We start from the raw sequence: 16,222 nt of genomic DNA on the forward strand, positions 1-16,222 counted from the left end.
GCGGTTCGGACTCATCCGTGGTCCAGCTCGCGGATCTCGAGTTCCATCTCCCAGTCCGGTCCGTGCACGCGCAGGAACCGCGAGGCCCATTCCACCGCCTCGTCGCGCGAGCGCGTCTGCAGCAGGAAGTAGCCCCCGATGATCTCCTTCGATTCGGTGAACGGCCCGTCCAGCACGGTCTGCTCTCCGCCGGCGAGCCGCAGCCGGGTGGCCTCCTCGATGGGCCGCAGCCCGGCGGTGTCGAGCAGTACGCCCGCCTTGGTCATCTCCTCGATGAGATTGCCCATCTCCACTTCCAGCCGCGGGTCCGGGCCCTGGACGGGTGCGGTGGCCGGATCGATCCGGATCAGCATCAGATAGCGCATGATGAGATCCTCCTCTACCGCTCGACCCGATAGCGCAGGTAGACCGCGCCGGATTCGAAACTCTTCGATTCGACCAGATCCAGCTCGAGCGCCGACTTGTCCGGGAACAGCGGCGTCCCGGACCCGATCACCACCGGATGCACGATGATCCGGAACTCATCGATCAGTCCGAGTTGGAGGCACGAGTGCACCAGTTTCGGGCTGGCGTAAATCGACATCGTGCCGCCCGGTCGCGCCTTCAGCGCGGCGAACTCATCGGCCAGATCGCCGCGGATCAGCCGCGTGTTCTGCCATTCGGCTGCTTCCAGCGTGGTGGAGCAGACGATCTTGTCCACGGCGTTCACCCATTCGGCGTGGGCGCGTTCATGTCCCGAGGTCTCCGCGGTGGGCAGCCCGCTCCAGTATTCGTACATGCCCAGATAGGTCGCGCGGCCGTAGACCGCGGTATCGACATCGGCTCGGATGTGCTCGTCGCCGTAGGCGGCGAGTTCGTCGCTGTAGGCGCGGAAGGTCCATTCGAACCCCATCCCCTGCCCCGACGACACATATCCGTCCGCTGTGACGTGCTCCAAAGCCACCAATTTCCGCATGGGCTCATCCTCTCGGTCTCCAGGCCGTTTTCGGCCTCTCACCTGACCGTCGAACGAGCCCACGCGGAATCGACATCACTTCACCGAAATTTTCACCGTCGCCGTTTTCGTGGTGGCCGGGAGCTTGGTCGTATCGACCGCGAGGATCTCCCCGGTGTCCTGGGTACCGTTGGGCAGGGTCTTGGCCTTCAGGCCGAACGGCGGATTGTCCCCGGTGATTCCGGCCAGGCCGAAGTCGCTGTCGTTGGAGATGTAGAGGGTCTTGCCGCCGTCGCGGGTGGCCACGCCCTCGATCTTGTCGTGGCCGAAGAAGGTCCCGTCGGCGGCGAGCTTGTCGACCAGTCCGGCCAGATCCAGATTCGACTTCTTGGCCACCGGCGTGATCCCGGCGCGTCGCAGGGCGGCGACGCCGTCGGCGGTCGACACCGCGCCGACGTAGACCTCGAGCGGTTTACCGTCGACCAGCAGGCCGAGTTTGGGGTCGTAATGCGCGTCGGGCACGCTCGACCGGGGCCCGACATCGGTCGCGCCGGACAGGTCGATGGTCCACAGCTTCTTGTTCGCCTTGGGCGCGAGTTTGCCGTCGCGCTCGTCGACCACGAAGGTGTTCGCCCCGGTCGCGGTGATCTCCGAGACCGCGAGCTGGCTCTTGGGATCCTCGAGCGGATAGACGAACTCCCGCACCGCCTTGTTCGCCAGATCCACCGTCACGATCCGGGTCATCGGCACCTCGCGCGCCGAACCCGCGCCGGGGGCCTGCAGACCGCTCTGGATCACACCCACCAGCGTCTTGCCGTCGGGGGTGACGGTGAGGCCCTCCATGCCCTGATTCGGGGTGCGCAGCGAAAGTTCCTGGGGCAGGCCGTTACCCGGCGCGAGCCGCTCGATCTCGGTGCCGCTCGCATCGAAATGCACCAGGAACGGGCCGTATTCGTCGCTGATCCAGAAGGTGCCGTCCGCCAGCGCGACCAGGCCCTCGGTGTCCAGGCCGTGATCGGTGGGCGGCAGCGGATTGCCGTCCAGACCGCGCATGGTCTCTCCCGTCGGCGCGGAGGTGTCGACCAGGCCGTTGAACCTGACGCCCGCCTTGTTCTTCAGCTCGATGGTCGATTCCAGGGTGGCCTTGGTCCCGGCCAGTTTGAACTTGCCGATCTTGGGCGTGAAATCCGGTGTGGGGGTGATCTTCTCGTTCTTCTTCGGCCCGTCGGCGTTCGGTCCGCGATCGGTCAGGCCGTAGAACTCGTCGGACGAACCCGGCACCGGCGTGAAGGCCGAGCCGAAACCGCTGGCCTGCACCGTGATTCCGCCGTACTGTCCGAGCGGCGGAATATCGGTGGTGTAGAGCCGCACGGCGTCGGTGGTGGTGACGGTGAGGGTGTCGTCACCGGTGTATCCGGCCTGCGGGGTGTAGACGTACGAGCCGTCGCCGCGTCGTTCGAGCTTGCCGTGCCGCGGGGCGCTCACGCCCACGGCCGCGGTGCCGCCGGTCTGCTTCAGCAGCTCGTCCGCGCTGATGACCAGCGGATGGCCCTTGTCGGTGCGCAGCCCCTGCGCGTCGCCCCCGGACGAACAGGCGGCCGCCGCGCCCACCGCGGCGGCGAGAACGACGAAACTGATACGGCGATTTACACTCACTCGCGCTGTCTATCGTGGCCAGGCGACGCCCGGACGACCGGCCGGTGAACATCGCGAACGATTACTTCTTGACGGAAATGCCCTGATTCGCTTGGCTGCTGGTTGATGAAAATCGCAGCCTTGCCGCGGCTCGCAGCCTTGCTCGCCGCCGCCTTCTCACTCGTCGTTCCCGCCAATTGCGCCGCCCAGCCCAACGCGGTCGTCCTACCGCCGCGCGGTGCGGGCGTCGACTACCAGATCGGCGGCCCGTACGCCCCGCCCGAGGGCGTGCGTATCGTCACTCGCGATCACAAGGTCGCACCCGCCGATGGGCTCTACAACATCTGCTATGTCAATGCCTTCCAGACCCAACCGGGCGGGGAGGACCAGTGGGACCCGGACCTGCTGCTGCGCGACGCCGACGGCCGGCCCGTCGTCGACGAGAAGTGGGGCGAGACCCTGCTCGACATCCGCACCGTGGACAAGCAGACCCGCATCGCCGACAAGGTGAACGGCTGGATCGACGAATGCGCCGCCGAGCGCTATCAGGCCGTCGAACTCGACAACTACGACAGCTACGACCGCTCGAAGAAACTGCTCACCACCGATCAGGCGCAGTCCTATATACGCCGCCTGTCCGGCCACGCCCACGACAAGGGTCTGGCCGTGGCGCAGAAGAACGCCGCCGAACTGTCGAACAACCACGCCCGCAACGGCCTGGACTTCGCCGTCGCCGAACAGTGCGGCGACACCGGGGAGTGCGGCGACTACGTGACCGCCTTCTCCGACAATGTCATCGATGTCGAATACACCGACGCGGGCCTCGCGGCGGCGTGCGAGCAGGTCGGATCGCGGATCAGCATCGTGCAGCGCGATGAGGACGTGGTTCCCGCGGGCGCGAGCGGCTACCTGCGCCGCACCTGCTGATCAGCCCGCGACACCGCGGTATTCGCGTTCGGTTCGCGTCACCAGCTCGGCCACGGGCGATACGTCGCGCACGCCGCTCGCGGAATGTCCGGCGCTGAAGAAGTTCCGCCACGGACTCGACGAAACTCGCGATATCGGCGAAGACCAGGGTGCCGACCCCGTGCGACTCATCGACGACCGGCGCGGGGGATCCGACCGAGGTGATCACCAACTCGGTCGGCTGCTCGCACAGCACGGCCAGATCCGCGCGCATCCGGCTGTTGGTGCGGTGCACGATCAGATTCGCCGCGACCGCCCGCGCGCCGGATGTGAATCTCGGTGAGCCATCGGGCCAATTCGTCGCTGGTACGGGCATTGGCGGTCGGAAACGCCCCGACGACGCCCGCCTCCGCCGCGGCGATCCGGACCCGACACCAGGAACATCGGCGCGGCGATCAGCGGCAGGGTCAGGCGGCCGCGGAGTTCCTCGAAAGTGCTCATGCGCCTATCTCATCCGAATCACGGGTCGATACGCCATCCAAGATCGTATGGGCAACCCGGGCGGAGTTGTCCCACATCGGCATATGACCGCAGTCGCGCCTCGACCCTCTGCGCCGCCTCGACTCCCCCGAGCTGTACACGGACACGCTGCGCCGCTATCTCGACAACGGCCAGCACATCGAATCCACGGCCCGCGAACTGATCGTCCACCCCAACACCGTTCGCTACCGCATCGACCGTTTCCGCGCCGTCACCAACGCTGACCCCCGCAAACCGGTTGTCGCCCTGGAGCTCTGGTGGGCCCTGCAACGCGCGCGCCTGCATCGGGACCGGTGAGCGCGGGCAGGTCGTAGAATTCTCGGATCATGGGCATGTTCTCTGCGTTCGAGGGCCTCGAGGTGGAGCAGGTCCGAGTTTCGTGGTCGCTTCGGCTCGTGTTCGAGGTGGGCTCGGCCGGGGCGGCGGCGACCTTCGTCGACCTCGCCAACTTCATGTTCACCGATGCCGAGGGCTGTAAGTCGGAGGTGAGTGTCGAGCAGGATCCGAGCACCGCGGCGCCGGTGCTCGGTCTGCTGCATCACCGGGTGTCCGGAGCCCGGGTCGATCAGTGGGAGCTGGAATTCGCCTTCGATACCGGGGCTCGGCTGGTCTGCCCGCCGGATCCGCGATTCGAGGCGTGGTCGGCGCGGCTACCCGACGGAGGCATGATCTACTGCCCGCCCGGCGGCGGAGTCGGCAGCCCCGACTGAGATTCCCGGCGCGGGCAGCAGGCCGATCGCCGCGGCCGCGAGCAACGCCACCGCACCGGCGCACATCGGCACCGCACTCGTCGACGTCGCGTCGACGACCAGTCCGCCCAGCAGCGCTCCCGAGGCGAACGTGGCCTGGAACGACGCGGTGAACAGCACGGTCGCCCCCTCGGCCGATCGGGGCGCCGAACGCGCGAACCACGCCTGCGAGCACGCCGGCACGGTGCCGTAGGCCATGCCCCACACCACCAGCAGCGCGAGCGCGCCGACCGGCCAGCGCCCGAGCACCGGCAACAACAGCACCGCCACCGCGATCGCCACCGCGCTGACGGCGAACGTGCCACGCAGACCGCGCACCAAAGTCCTACTGGTACAGAGCGTTCCGACAACCCCGGCGATCCCGTACACGAACAGATATCCGCCGACCGAACCGATTCCGGCGACATCGCGCAGCAGCGGCGCGACATAGGTGTAGGCACCGAACTGCGCGACCACCACCAACGCGGTGACCACCAATCCACTGCGCACCCCGGGCTCCCGCAATAGTCCGAAAAGCACTGCCGCACTGGTGGTTCGACTGACCGGGAGCGGCGGCAACACCCGCACCAGCGCCCCGGCCACCACCGCCGACAACCCGCACAGCACCGCGAACGGCACCCGCCAGCCCGCCCCCTGCCCGAGCTGTGTTCCCAGCGGAACCCCGAGCACCGACCCGATCGGCACCGCCGCGAACACGATCGCCGTGGCGGTCGGCACCGCCGCCGCTTTCACCAGCCGCGGCGACAACCCGGCCCCGATCGACCAATATCCCCCGATCACCACCCCCACCAAGGCCCGCCCCACCAACACCACCCCATAATTCGGCGCCACGGCGACAAGCAAATTCGCCCCCGCCAGAACCCCCATGAACCCCGCCAAAATCACCCGCCGATCGAACCGCCCCACCACCACTACGGCCACCGGCGCGCAAATCAGCGCCACAAACCCGGGCAGCGTCAACAACAACCCACCGGTCCCAGCCGAAACCTTGAATTCCCCCACAATAGAATTCAACAGCCCGATCGGCAGTATCTCACTGGTGACAATGGTGAATATCCCTGCCGACAGGCACACCACACCGACCCAACGTCGCAATGTTTCGGACACATCGTTCCTTCCGGTCATCCTGGCTCGAGTGGCGCGCCACCTCCCAGTAGACCGACTTTCTGCACCCGAGTCCGGCGGATTTCAGACGCCATAGCCAACGACGCGGGGGTGACTAAACCTTTTGATAATTTCTTATATCGTCGACGATTTCCGCCAGCCGATAAGGACCGGTGGTATCCGATTCGATTACACGATCCGCGAGGTGACGGGTGGTGTGTGTGGTGTGCAGGGCCCGGTAGTGGGAGTAGGTGATCGGCATCCGAGCGGCGATGCGGTCGTGATTCTCGGCGGTGCGGAGGTTAATGTGGCTGATCGACGGCAGGTGGCCGACCATGACCGCGTAACGGCCGGGTGAGGAGTAAACGGGTGCATTCCGATCTCTCGCCGGAAACGGCTGCGGGCGAAGGACTTCCGCTGCTGTACGTCAAGCACGGCAGGCTCGATCGAGGCCACCACATGGCCTTCCATCAGCATCCCCACCACCTCATCGCCTGGGCGCCGGGCGCGACGGTGATCATGCGCACCGAAACCCACAACTGGCTCATACCGCCGACCCACGGCCTCTGGGTGCCCGCCGCGACGGCACATGCGGTGGATGTGGTCCATTCCGGCCACACCTATTCGATCGCCGTCGACGCCCGCAGATCCAGCCGCTGGACCGAACCCACCGGCCTGCTGATCACCCCGCTGGTCCGTGAACTCATCGCCTACCTCGACACCCACACCGATTCCGATGCCACCCGAACCCGCATCGAAACGGTCCTGCTCGACGTGCTCGAGGCCGCCCCCTCCTGCTGCCTGCCCGTACCGCTACCGACCGACCCGCGCATCCGAGCCATCGCCGACGCCCTGCTCACCAATCCCGCCGACCAGCGCGACCTGGCCGCCTGGGGTCATGAGGTCAGCGCGGGCGTACGCACCCTGACCCGCCTGTTCTCCAACGAGACCGGAATGACCTTCGCCCGCTGGCGCACTCACGTCCGTGTCGGCGCGGCCCTGCCCCACCTCGCCCGCGGCGCGTCCATCGGCGCCACCGCCCGCGCCGTCGGCTATCGCAAACCGGGGGCCTTCAGCGATGCGTTCCAGCGCGTCACCGGTCAGGCCCCGAGCAGGTATTCCGCACAGTCCTAGCCGCACGAAATCATCGCGCGATCTCCACCGGACGGCCACATTCCGGCCGGGTTCGCCCGGCTAGGCTCGATGCGGTGTGGTGGAAGACGATCTTGGCGTGGACAGCCGTTGTACCAGTGGCGATCTGGGCGCTGATCCGGATCTCCGGCTTCGATTCGTGGTTCCCCATGGTGCAGCTGATCGCCTTCACCCCGTATGTCGCGGCACTTTCGATTCTGCCGTTGATTCTGACCATTGTTCTGCGGCAACGCTATTCGGCCGTCATCGCCGCCTTGGCCGCCACCGCGCTCGCGATCAGCGTCGCCCCACGCTGGTTCGCCGACAGCGATCCCCTCAACGGCGCGCACGGCCCACAGCTGCGCGTCATGTCGGTGAACGTGCGTCTGGGCGGGGCCGATGTGGACCGCCTCGCGCGGCTGGCCGAGGACGCGGATGTCGTTGCGGTACAGGAACTCACACCGCAATTCGCGACAGCTCTGGCCCGGCATTTCCCCTATGGCGTCAGCTATCCCGCACCGGGCGCGGGCGGCTCCGGCATCTTCTCCCGCCTCCCGCTGCGCGACGCGGGCCAGCGCAACAACCCCTGGGGTTTCAGGCAGGCCATCGCGGAGCTGTCCCAATACGGCATCCTCGTCGAATCGGTCCACCCCGCGGCTCCCTACGGCCACGAGGCCACCGAACCCTGGCGAGAGAGCTTCCACCGCCAGCAACGAGCCACCCCCGACGGCCCGATCCGAATCCTCGCAGGCGATTTCAACGCCACCCTCGACCATTCACCCCTGCGCGACCTCATCGCCTCCGGCTACCGCGACGCCGCCGCCACCCTCGGCAAGGGCCTCACCGGCACCTGGGGACCCTATGACGGCGACCCGATCCCCGCGGTAACCCTCGACCACATCCTCGCCGACCGCCGCCTGGGCATCCGCGATCTGAAGGTCCTCGATCTTCCCGGCACCGACCACCGCCCGGTCCTCGCGACCCTGGTCCTGCCCTCGCCCGCTTGATCTTTCGGGCGTCCGCAACATCCGCCACGGACCGCGGCAGATCACCAACACGCCGACGATATTGGCGGCCAGCATGAATATGCCCTGTTCGTCGAGCCACAACCAGCCCGCGCCGGAGGTGTGGGTCTCGAGGACGTCCTGGATGACGATGTTCCAGGAGGCGTGCAGGACCACCGCGGGCCAGACGCTGCCGGTGTTCAGGCGCAGCCAGGCCCACAGGTAGGAACCGACCGTGATCTGGATGACGAACAGCACGACGATCACGGGCAGGGAACCGCTCTCGCTCAGGTAGGCCCCGCCGATGATCACCGGGAGATGCCAAGTCGCCCAGATCAATCCACTGACCAGAATCGGCCGCGGAACTCCGGCATCGATGAGCCGCAGCAGCATGTAGCCGCGCCATCCCAGCTCCTCGCCCAGAGCCGTCACCAGACCGGTCACCAGCAGCAGCGCCACCATCGCGATCCGGTTCGACCCGGCCGGGAACACCTCGGGGTTCGGCACGAACTCGACCACCCCGCTGACCCACGCCAGTCCGTAGGCGGTGAATCCGATGACGACCGGATACAGCGCCGCCAGCCCCAGCCCGCGCCAGCCGCGCGCACCGCCGAGGCGTAATGAGATGTCGCGCAACCCCTCTCGTCGAATAAGGCGGGTGAGCAGTGACGCGATCCCCGGCGCCCACATCAGCGCCCAGATCCCCAACGGATTGCGCGCGACCAAAATGTAGACGGTGGCCGGGGCCGACAGCGCGATCAGCAGACCCAGATAAACCGCCAGCCCTCGCCGGGCCGCATCGGCGCTCACACCGTTCTCCTCTCGGTCGCCGTTCGCCGATCGACGCTACGGAATCGGGCCCGCGCACCGCTTCCGGGAGATCCCTGATTTCCATCCCCGGTGTCAGGTGCCGTATCAGGGCGACATCAGTTCGGTATCAGCCGAACCGGCGAATGTATTCACATCAGCAACCGAGACACACCTCGAAGGATGAACATCATGACCACTTTCACCACCCCGAACCCGATCACCGTCACCGCCGACGTGCTCTCCGGCAACATCACCGTGATCGCCTCGGACCGCACCGACACCGTCGTCACGATCCTGCCCGCCGACGAGTCCAAGAAGGCCGATGTGCGCGCCGCCGAACACACCCTGGTCGATTTCGCCGACGACACCCTCACCGTGACCACGCCGAAGGATTGGCGGACCTACACCCCCTTCGGCGGCAACCCGTCGATCGAGGTCACCATCGAGGTCCCGGCCGGATCCCGGCTCAACGCCGGCACCAGCGTGGGCCGCGTACTGGGCCTGGGCGAACTCGGCGACAGCGAGCTGAAGGTCTCCGTGGGCGATATCACCGTCGAACGCCCGCTCGGCTCGGTGACCGCGACAGCCGCCAAGGGCGACATCCGCATCGGCGAGGCCGCCCGCGGCGTGCTGCGGCTGGAAACCTCCACCGGCGAACTGGAAATCGGCATCGCGGCGGGCAGCGCGGCGCGACTGGAGGTGAATGCTCAGAACGGCGCGGTCCACAATCAGATGGGACCGGTGGCGCAGGACGACAGGGAGACCGTGCGGGTCTACGCCCGAAACGCCTGCGGCAACATCGTCATCCGCCACGCCACCGCCGCCTAACGGGTGAGCGTGACCTCCGCCAGTTCACGCCAATCCGCCTGCGCCCCTTCGCTCGTCGCCTCGGTGAAGCCCGCGTCACCGAGGCGACGGCGTGCGGCCTCCTCGATCCGGGCCACATCCGGCTGGGAGAGATCGGGCAGTCCGCGCACCGCCGCGCTCGCCGCGAGCAATCGCGCGGCCTGCTCGTCCTGTCCGGCCCGCAGCGCCAGATCCGCGATCCCGACCAGTACCTGGGCCACCGCCGGCGCATGTCCCGCCTCGGCCGCCTCCCGGAAGGCCGCGGCGTGCTGCTCACGCGCTTCGTCGAGATCGTCGGACAGATAGCCGAGCAGATCGTGAATCAACGCCTTGACATTCAACTGCTCCGCATCGCTACCCAACAGTTTTGTCGCCGAGTCGATTTGGCGATACGCCTGTTCGGTGTCGCCACTCCAGCGAGCCAGCACGGCCCGGGCCAACGCCACCTCGGCCAGGGTGTTCGGCCAACCCACCTGCTCCGCGCACCGCTGCGCGTCGGCCAGGGCGGCCGCGCCGGCCCCCTCATCGCCCAGCAACCAGTACAGCTGAGCCTGCCGCGACCGCATCCGCACGACATCGTCGATCGCACCGATCTCGGTGACCACCGCGACCGCCTGTTCGATCAGCTCGCACGCGTCGGCGAACTTGCCGCGCATGGCGATTCGATCCGCGAGCTCGGTCAGCGCGAACGACATGCCCCAGCGCTCGCCGAGGGCCCGGAATTCGGCGAGCGCGCTCTCGAGGTATCCGTCCACCTCCCGTCCGGCCTGGCCGACCATGATCCGCTGCTTACCCATCTGCAGCCGGGCCAGCGCCCGCACCCACGGATCCTCGTCGGCCAGTAGCGGTTCGAATGCGGACAGGAACGCCTCGGGCCCCCGCAGCATCCGTTCCAGCGCGCCGACGAGGCCCAGCAGCGGCGAGCGCGCCCGGCCGTGCCGACTCAGCTCATACGCCTTGTGAATCCAATCCCCCACGCGGCGTTCGTCATTGCGCCCGGAGCTCAGGACGAAATGGACGACCATCGCGTACACCATGGCCCGCGTCTGATCGTCCACCGCACCGGACATCTCGGCGGCCGCGGTGATCAGCTCCGCGCCCTCACCCTTGTGTCCGGCGAGCCACCAGTACCAGCCCGCCGCCGCCGCGAGCCGCATCCCCTGCTCCGCGTCGCCCGCCGCGAGCGCGCCGCGCATCGCGACCACGATATTGTCGTGGTCGGCCTCGAGCGTCGCGAGCCACCGCACCTGTTCGGCGCGAAACAGCTGCGGCTCAGCGGCTTCCGCGAGCGCCACGAAATACGCCAGATGCGCCCGCCGCGCCGCATCCGCCTCCCCCGACTCCGCGAGCCGGTCCGCGGCGTACTGCTTGATCGTCCCGAGCATCCGATACCGCGGCCCCTCGTCCTCGGCGACGAGCAGTGATTTCTCGGTCAGCGCGGTCAGCAACTCGAGCACCTCCCACTGCTCGACCGCGTCGCCGACGCAAACCCGTTCCGCCGCATCCAGACTCGCACCGCCGGAGAACACCGCGAGCCTGCGCAGCACCGTCTTCTCGGCCTCGCCGAGCAGCTCCCAACTCCAGTCGACCACCGCGCGCAACGTCCGATGCTGCGGTATCGCGGTCCGACTGCCGCCGGTCAACAATCGGAACCGGTCGTCGAGACGATCGGCGAGCTGATCCAGCGACATGGTTCGCAGCCTCGCCGCGGCCAGCTCGATCGCCAGCGGAATCCCGTCGAGCGCCCGGCAGACCCGTTCCATGGTCGCCGACGTGCGGTCGTCCTCGCCGAGATCCTTGCGCACCGCCTCGGCCCGATCCCGCAGCAGCTGCACCGCGGCGGGCAATGCCAACGGCTCGACCTGCCACAGCGCCTCACCGGTGATGCCGAGCGACTCCCTGCTGGTCGCGAGGATCCGCAGCCGCTGACATTCCCCGAGCACCCGATGCGCGAACGCCGCCGCGGCCTCGATCACATGCTCACAGTTGTCCAGGATCAGCAGTGTCTCGCGCTCGCGCAGCGCCGCGATCAGCCGATCCATCGGCTCCGCATTCGGCGCGCCGCCGAGCAGTGCGTCCCGAACTCCGAGCGCGGCCAGGGCCGCCTGCGCCACATCGCCATTCGCACCGAGCGGCGCCAATTCCACCAGCCAGACCCCGTCCGGCAGATCGTCGAGCAGCGTCCGCGCGGTCTCCAGGGCGAGCCGGGTCTTCCCCGTGCCGCCGGGTCCGGTGAGGGTGACGAGCCGATGGCTCGCGAGCAGATCGCGCACCGCGGCGATATCGGGGTATTTGCCGACGTACCGGGTCAATTCGGCGCGCAGATTGGTCCTGCGATCCTTCTCCTGCGCGCCCACCTCACCGCGCAGCAGCGCCACATGCAGATCCGACAGCTCCGGCGAGGGATCCACACCCAACGTATCCGCGAGCGCCTCACGCGCGTTCTGATACACCACCAGCGCCTCCGCACCCCGGCCCGCGGCGGCCAGCGCTCGCATCAGCGCGGCGGCCAGGCGCTCGCGCACCGGATGCCGGGCCGCCAGCTCGGTCAGCTCGGCGACCAGCTCCGCACCCCGACCCAGCCGAAGCTCCGCCTCGTACAGATCCTCGGCGGCCGCCAGCCGCAACCCCTCGAATCGCACGATCACCGCCTCGACGGCCTCGCTGTCGCGCACCTCGACGTCCTGCATCAGCTCGCCGCGCCACAGATCGAGCGCCTCGCGCAGCAGCGGGGCCTGCTGTCCGTCCGACCCGGCCCGAGCCTGGTCGAGCAGCTGTTCGAAGCGCACCGCGTCGACGTCGTGCGGTCGCACGGTCAGCCGATATCCACCCGCCTGCCCGTCGAGCGATCCGTCCGGCAGCGCCCGGCGCAGCCGGGACACCAGCGCCTGCAGGGCGTTCGCCGCGTCCGCGGGCGGTTGCTCACCCCAGATCCAGTCGACGAGTTTGCCTTTCGACACCACCCGGCCGGGTTCGAGCGCGAGGGCGATCAGCAGCGCCCGCAGCCGAGCGCCCGGCACCTCGAGCAATCCGCCCTCATCTGTTCGGATTTCAAGTGGTCCGAGCATTCCGATCTGCACCGGACCATTCTGCCCTCCCATGTCAGCCCGGTATCAGGCCGGTATCAGCCGCACCGGCGACAGTTCGGGGGTGAACAGTTCAGCCAATGCCGAGCCGCGAAAGGTCCACGGAGACAGGACCGTGCGTATCGAGGTGGACCGGGAGCGCTGCATCGGCGCGGGTATGTGCGCGCTGACCGCTCCCGACGTCTTCGACCAGGACGGCGACGACGGACGCGTCCTGCCGCTGCGCCGGGTCCCCGCGCCCGAACACGAGCGGGCGGTCCGCGAGGCCGCCCAGTTGTGCCCGTCCGGCGCGATCACCATTCACTAGACGATCTATAAGGAAAACCCATGAACCAGCAAGTTTCCGTCCCCAACGGCCTGCCCATGAACCGCGACGCGGGCCCGTTCGACCCGCCGCGTGAGATCACCCGGCTGCGCGCGGCTCGCCCGGTCAGTCCCATGCACTTCCCCGACGGTCACGAGGGCTGGCTGGTCACCGGCTACGAGGCGGTCCGCAAACTCATGGCCGACACCCGGTTCAGCTCCCGCCAGGACCTCGGCATCGTCCATGTGCCCTACGAAACCCCCGGCATGCCCGCCGCGACCGAACCCTCCCCGCAGCTTCCGGGTCTGTTCATCGCCATGGACCCGCCGGACCACACCCGCCTGCGGCGCAAGCTGATCGGCGCCTTCACCGTGCGCCGCATGAAGCAGCTCGAGGACCACATCATCGAGATCACCGAGCGGCAACTCGACGAGCTGGCCCGCCTGACCCCGCCCGTCGACCTGGTCGAGCATTTCGCGCTGCCGGTGCCCTCGCTGGTGATCTGCGAACTGCTCGGCGTCCCCTACGCGGACCGGAAGACCTTCCAGGTCAACTCCGCTCAGTTCCTGGTGAAGGATCAGACGCTCGAGGAGAAGATGGCCGCCTTCGGCGCGATGAACGCCTATCTGGCCGAACTGGTCATCGGCAAACGCGCCGAACCCGGCGACGACCTGCTGTCGGATCTGGCCCGCCAGGACGACCTCACCATCGAGGAACTGGTCGGCATCGCATTCCTGCTGCTGCTCGCGGGCCACGAGACCACCGCGAACATGCTGTCGCTGGGCACCTTCGCCCTGCTCGAACATCCCGACCAACTGGCCGCCCTGCGCGCCGACCCGGAATTGATGCCCGACGCCGTCGAGGAGCTCATGCGCTATCTGTCCGTCGCCGACATCTTCTATCGCTATGCCACCGAAGACATCGAACTCGGCGGCGAGACGATCCCCGAGGGCTCGACCGTCGTCGTCTCACTGCTCGCGGCCAACCGCGACCCCCAGCGTTTCGAGAACCCCGACGCCCTGGACATCCACCGCAAGGCCCGCGGCCATCTGTCCTTCGGCCACGGCATCCATCAGTGCCTGGGCCAGCAGTTGGCCCGTATCGAAATGCGCGCCGGATTCGGTGGGCTGATCCGCCGCTTCCCAACCCTCGCACTGGCCATTCCCGCCGCGGAGGTGAAACTGCGGACCGATATGAACATCTATGGCGTACATGAGCTTCCGGTCACATGGGATTCCTAGGCCACGACCCGGCCCGAGCGCCGGGCCTTCGCCTGCCCTCAGGTCTCGAAATACGATGTGCGTATATAGCGTCCAGGCGTGGTGCCGACGATATCGGTGAAGGCCTTGATGAAACCGCTGGGATTGGCCCATCCGCAGGCGTGGGCGACGCGGATGGTGTCGTGCCCCTCGGCCAGCAGGATCAGGGCGTGATGGATGCGCAGCTGGGTGCGCCACTCGTAGAAGGTCATACCGAGTTCGTCGTGGAACAGTCGGCTCAGGGTGCGGGAACTGGCTCCGACCGCCCGGCCGAGTTCGGCCAATGATTTTGTTTCCGAGGGGTTTTCGTAGAGTCGATCGGTCACGGCCCGCAGCCGGTCGTCGCGCGGCTGCGGCAGTTGCAGCGCCTGCTCGGGCGCTTCGCGCAGTTCATCGAGCAGGACGCGATGCAGTCGGGCGCGGGCGCCGCGATCGAAATCGCGTGCGCTGGTGAGAGTCAGGAGAAGTTCGCGGGCAAGACCGGTCGCCGCGAAGACGGCGGGACGCGGCGGAGCGAGGCGGGCCAGCGACGCGGGGAGGAATACGATCCGCATGTCGATCTGCCCGTGCGAGCGGTGGTGGTGCGTGAATCCCGCTGGAGTCCAGGCGATTCGGTTGGCCGGGACGATCGAGACGCCGCCCTCGGTGTACACCGACAGCACGCCCCGGGCCGCGTACACCAGATGCCCCCGCGAATGGGCATGCGCCGTACTCATTCCACCCGAGGGCCACAGGTGCACCCCACCCGACGGCCACAGGCGCGAGGTCACACCCGTCCCGGCAGATTGGCGGCCGATGGGCATAAGTTGGCATTCTATCGGTAGTCGGCCGCACCGGTTCGCGGCGACAGTGAACCCATGTGCGACACGATGCGAGCGGCGGTCTGCGTCCGGGCGGGCGGCCCGGAGGTCCTGGAGATCCGCGAAATACCCGTCCCCGCGCTTCGCGAGGGCTGGAGTCTGGTCCGTGTCCGGGCCGCGGGCCTGAACCGATCGGAGCTCAGAACCCGGCAGGGACACTCCCCGAATGTGCGTTTTCCCCGGGTACTCGGGATCGAATGCGTGGGCACCGTCGCGGCGTCGACGGATCCCGCCCTGCCGGAGGGCACGACCGTCGCCGCCGTGATGGGCGAGATGGGCCGGGAATTCGACGGCGGCTACGCCGAATACGCGCTGCTGCCGAATTCGCTGCTGATGCCGATCGAGACCACGCTGCCGTGGGAAATCCTGGCCGCGCTGCCCGAAACGTATCTGACCGCGCAGGGCGCGCTGGACGCGCTGGGCATCGATCCGAATGGCAAGGGGCGGTTACTGATTCGCGGCGGCTCCTCGTCGGTGGGGATGGCCGCCGCCTCGATCGCGTCGAGTCGCGGCATCGAGATCGCGGCCACGACGAGGCGACCGGACAAGATGGCGGCCCTGACCGCCGCGGGCGTCGACCACGTCCTGCTCGACGGTGGCGAATCCCGAGCCCCGAAGCTGCGTGAGATCTGGCCCGAGGGCCCCGATCACGTCCTCGACCTCGTCGGCGCGAGGACCGCGGTGGACTCGCTGCACCTGGTCCGCCGCGGCGGAACAGTCTGCGTCGCGGGCTCACTCAGCGGCTGGACGATCCGGGAGTTCGAACCGATCGCGATGATCCCGTCGGGAACCAGACTCACCGCCTTCCACAGCGACACCGTCAAGGGCGCTGCGGGTGCGCCGACCCTGCAGCGGATCATTCGCGAAATCGAATCCGGCCGCTACCGTCCCCATCTCGATCGCGTCTTCGCCCTCGACGATATCGTCGCCGCCCACCGGCACATGGAAAACGACGCAGCCACCGGAAAACTCGTGGTGCTGCCGTCGATGCGGCATGTCGGCGATCGAAAGCAGTTGGCGGACAGCCGAATCGGATCGGCGACATAGCCGAGGT

The 16,222-nt window shown here is 67.9% G+C and carries 16 protein-coding genes and 1 pseudogene; 9 read left to right on the forward strand and 8 right to left on the reverse strand.

Going from position 1 to position 16,222, the window contains the following annotated elements:
* Positions 1-11: 11 nt before the first annotated feature.
* The 3 genes from NP4_RS26595 to NP4_RS26605 all read right to left on the reverse strand — a co-directional run bounded on the left by NP4_RS26595 (position 12) and on the right by NP4_RS26605 (position 2,590).
* Positions 12-365, reverse strand: a complete 354-nt coding sequence (locus NP4_RS26595; RefSeq protein WP_211335914.1) for a YciI family protein — start codon at positions 363-365, stop codon at positions 12-14.
* Between the two features lie 14 nt (positions 366-379).
* Positions 380-955, reverse strand: a complete 576-nt coding sequence (locus NP4_RS26600) for a dihydrofolate reductase family protein (RefSeq protein ID WP_068003352.1) — start codon at positions 953-955, stop codon at positions 380-382.
* Positions 956-1,030: 75 nt separating this feature from the next.
* Positions 1,031-2,590, reverse strand: a complete 1,560-nt coding sequence (locus NP4_RS26605; RefSeq protein WP_068003357.1) for an esterase-like activity of phytase family protein — start codon at positions 2,588-2,590, stop codon at positions 1,031-1,033.
* A 105-nt stretch (positions 2,591-2,695) separates the two neighbouring features.
* On the opposite strand from NP4_RS26605, the gene NP4_RS26610 reads away from it, so the two are divergent.
* The 3 genes from NP4_RS26610 (at position 2,696) to NP4_RS26625 (ending at position 4,725) form a co-directional block, all read left to right on the forward strand.
* Positions 2,696-3,496: an endo alpha-1,4 polygalactosaminidase gene (locus NP4_RS26610; RefSeq protein ID WP_068003359.1), complete on the forward strand. Its 801-nt coding sequence runs from the start codon at positions 2,696-2,698 to the stop codon at positions 3,494-3,496.
* Between the two features lie 627 nt (positions 3,497-4,123).
* Entirely contained in the window at positions 4,124-4,312 is a 189-nt protein-coding gene (locus tag NP4_RS40225) for a helix-turn-helix domain-containing protein (RefSeq protein WP_255285559.1), read from the forward strand.
* A gap of 29 nt (positions 4,313-4,341) precedes the next feature.
* Positions 4,342-4,725, forward strand: coding sequence for a DUF6188 family protein (locus NP4_RS26625; RefSeq protein ID WP_068003368.1), 384 nt, complete (start codon positions 4,342-4,344; stop codon positions 4,723-4,725).
* On the opposite strand, the gene NP4_RS26630 is transcribed toward NP4_RS26625, so the two are convergent.
* Both NP4_RS26630 and NP4_RS26635 read right to left on the reverse strand, forming a co-directional pair.
* Positions 4,666-5,871 carry an MFS transporter gene (locus NP4_RS26630; RefSeq protein WP_211335913.1) on the reverse strand — a complete coding sequence of 402 codons (1,206 nt, stop codon included), beginning with the start codon at positions 5,869-5,871 and terminating at the stop codon, positions 4,666-4,668. The two genes, NP4_RS26625 and NP4_RS26630, sit on opposite strands and share 60 nt — an antisense overlap.
* A gap of 112 nt (positions 5,872-5,983) precedes the next feature.
* Complete coding sequence (locus NP4_RS26635) at positions 5,984-6,205, reverse strand: hypothetical protein (protein ID WP_068003378.1); 222 nt, start codon at positions 6,203-6,205, stop codon at positions 5,984-5,986.
* Positions 6,206-6,237: 32 nt separating this feature from the next.
* On the opposite strand from NP4_RS26635, the gene NP4_RS26640 reads away from it, so the two are divergent.
* Both NP4_RS26640 and NP4_RS40230 read left to right on the forward strand, forming a co-directional pair.
* Complete coding sequence (locus NP4_RS26640) at positions 6,238-7,002, forward strand: helix-turn-helix domain-containing protein (RefSeq protein ID WP_068003380.1); 765 nt, start codon at positions 6,238-6,240, stop codon at positions 7,000-7,002.
* Between the two features lie 74 nt (positions 7,003-7,076).
* Positions 7,077-8,006: an endonuclease/exonuclease/phosphatase family protein gene (locus NP4_RS40230; protein WP_245998341.1), complete on the forward strand. Its 930-nt coding sequence runs from the start codon at positions 7,077-7,079 to the stop codon at positions 8,004-8,006.
* A 156-nt stretch (positions 8,007-8,162) separates the two neighbouring features.
* Here NP4_RS40230 and NP4_RS43205 read toward each other — a convergent pair.
* Positions 8,163-8,693: pseudogene (locus tag NP4_RS43205) on the reverse strand (CPBP family intramembrane glutamic endopeptidase); the annotation flags it as partial.
* Between the two features lie 309 nt (positions 8,694-9,002).
* Here NP4_RS43205 and NP4_RS26655 point away from each other — a divergent pair.
* Positions 9,003-9,641 (forward strand): DUF4097 family beta strand repeat-containing protein, encoded by a 639-nt coding sequence (locus NP4_RS26655; protein ID WP_068003571.1) that lies wholly within the window; start codon positions 9,003-9,005, stop codon positions 9,639-9,641.
* Here the strand turns inward: NP4_RS26655 and NP4_RS26660 are convergent.
* On the reverse strand, positions 9,638-12,760 hold the full coding sequence (locus NP4_RS26660; RefSeq protein ID WP_211335912.1) for an AfsR/SARP family transcriptional regulator: 3,123 nt from the start codon (positions 12,758-12,760) through the stop codon (positions 9,638-9,640). The genes NP4_RS26655 and NP4_RS26660 overlap by 4 nt on opposite strands.
* Before the next feature lie 100 nt (positions 12,761-12,860).
* Between NP4_RS26660 and NP4_RS26665 the strand changes: the two genes are divergently transcribed.
* Both NP4_RS26665 and NP4_RS26670 read left to right on the forward strand, forming a co-directional pair.
* On the forward strand, positions 12,861-13,052 hold the full coding sequence (locus tag NP4_RS26665; protein ID WP_068003575.1) for a ferredoxin: 192 nt from the start codon (positions 12,861-12,863) through the stop codon (positions 13,050-13,052).
* Between the two features lie 20 nt (positions 13,053-13,072).
* Positions 13,073-14,290 carry a cytochrome P450 gene (locus NP4_RS26670; protein ID WP_068003386.1) on the forward strand — a complete coding sequence of 406 codons (1,218 nt, stop codon included), beginning with the start codon at positions 13,073-13,075 and terminating at the stop codon, positions 14,288-14,290.
* 38 nt (positions 14,291-14,328) lie between these two features.
* Here NP4_RS26670 and NP4_RS26675 read toward each other — a convergent pair whose 3' ends face one another.
* Positions 14,329-15,024, reverse strand: a complete 696-nt coding sequence (locus NP4_RS26675; protein WP_211335911.1) for a helix-turn-helix domain-containing protein — start codon at positions 15,022-15,024, stop codon at positions 14,329-14,331.
* 141 nt (positions 15,025-15,165) lie between these two features.
* On the opposite strand from NP4_RS26675, the gene NP4_RS26680 reads away from it, so the two are divergent.
* Complete coding sequence (locus NP4_RS26680; RefSeq protein WP_068003388.1) at positions 15,166-16,215, forward strand: zinc-binding dehydrogenase; 1,050 nt, start codon at positions 15,166-15,168, stop codon at positions 16,213-16,215.
* The last annotated feature ends 7 nt before the right edge of the window (positions 16,216-16,222 follow it).

Source organism: Nocardia pseudobrasiliensis NBRC 108224 (genome assembly GCF_001613105.1).
In the GTDB taxonomy this organism is placed as follows: domain Bacteria; phylum Actinomycetota; class Actinomycetes; order Mycobacteriales; family Mycobacteriaceae; genus Nocardia; species Nocardia pseudobrasiliensis.

Coding starts and splice junctions, on each gene's coding strand:
- NP4_RS26595 (WP_211335914.1), bottom strand. CDS start 365: ATGCGCTATCTGATGCTGATCCGGATCGATCCGGCCACCGCACCCGTC.
- NP4_RS26600 (WP_068003352.1), bottom strand. CDS start 955: ATGCGGAAATTGGTGGCTTTGGAGCACGTCACAGCGGACGGATATGTG.
- NP4_RS26610 (WP_068003359.1), top strand. CDS start 2,696: ATGAAAATCGCAGCCTTGCCGCGGCTCGCAGCCTTGCTCGCCGCCGCC.
- NP4_RS26625 (WP_068003368.1), top strand. CDS start 4,342: ATGGGCATGTTCTCTGCGTTCGAGGGCCTCGAGGTGGAGCAGGTCCGA.
- NP4_RS26635 (WP_068003378.1), bottom strand. CDS start 6,205: ATGGTCGGCCACCTGCCGTCGATCAGCCACATTAACCTCCGCACCGCC.
- NP4_RS26655 (WP_068003571.1), top strand. CDS start 9,003: ATGACCACTTTCACCACCCCGAACCCGATCACCGTCACCGCCGACGTG.
- NP4_RS26660 (WP_211335912.1), bottom strand. CDS start 12,760: ATGGGAGGGCAGAATGGTCCGGTGCAGATCGGAATGCTCGGACCACTT.
- NP4_RS26670 (WP_068003386.1), top strand. CDS start 13,073: ATGAACCAGCAAGTTTCCGTCCCCAACGGCCTGCCCATGAACCGCGAC.
- NP4_RS26675 (WP_211335911.1), bottom strand. CDS start 15,024: ATGAGTACGGCGCATGCCCATTCGCGGGGGCATCTGGTGTACGCGGCC.
- NP4_RS26680 (WP_068003388.1), top strand. CDS start 15,166: ATGTGCGACACGATGCGAGCGGCGGTCTGCGTCCGGGCGGGCGGCCCG.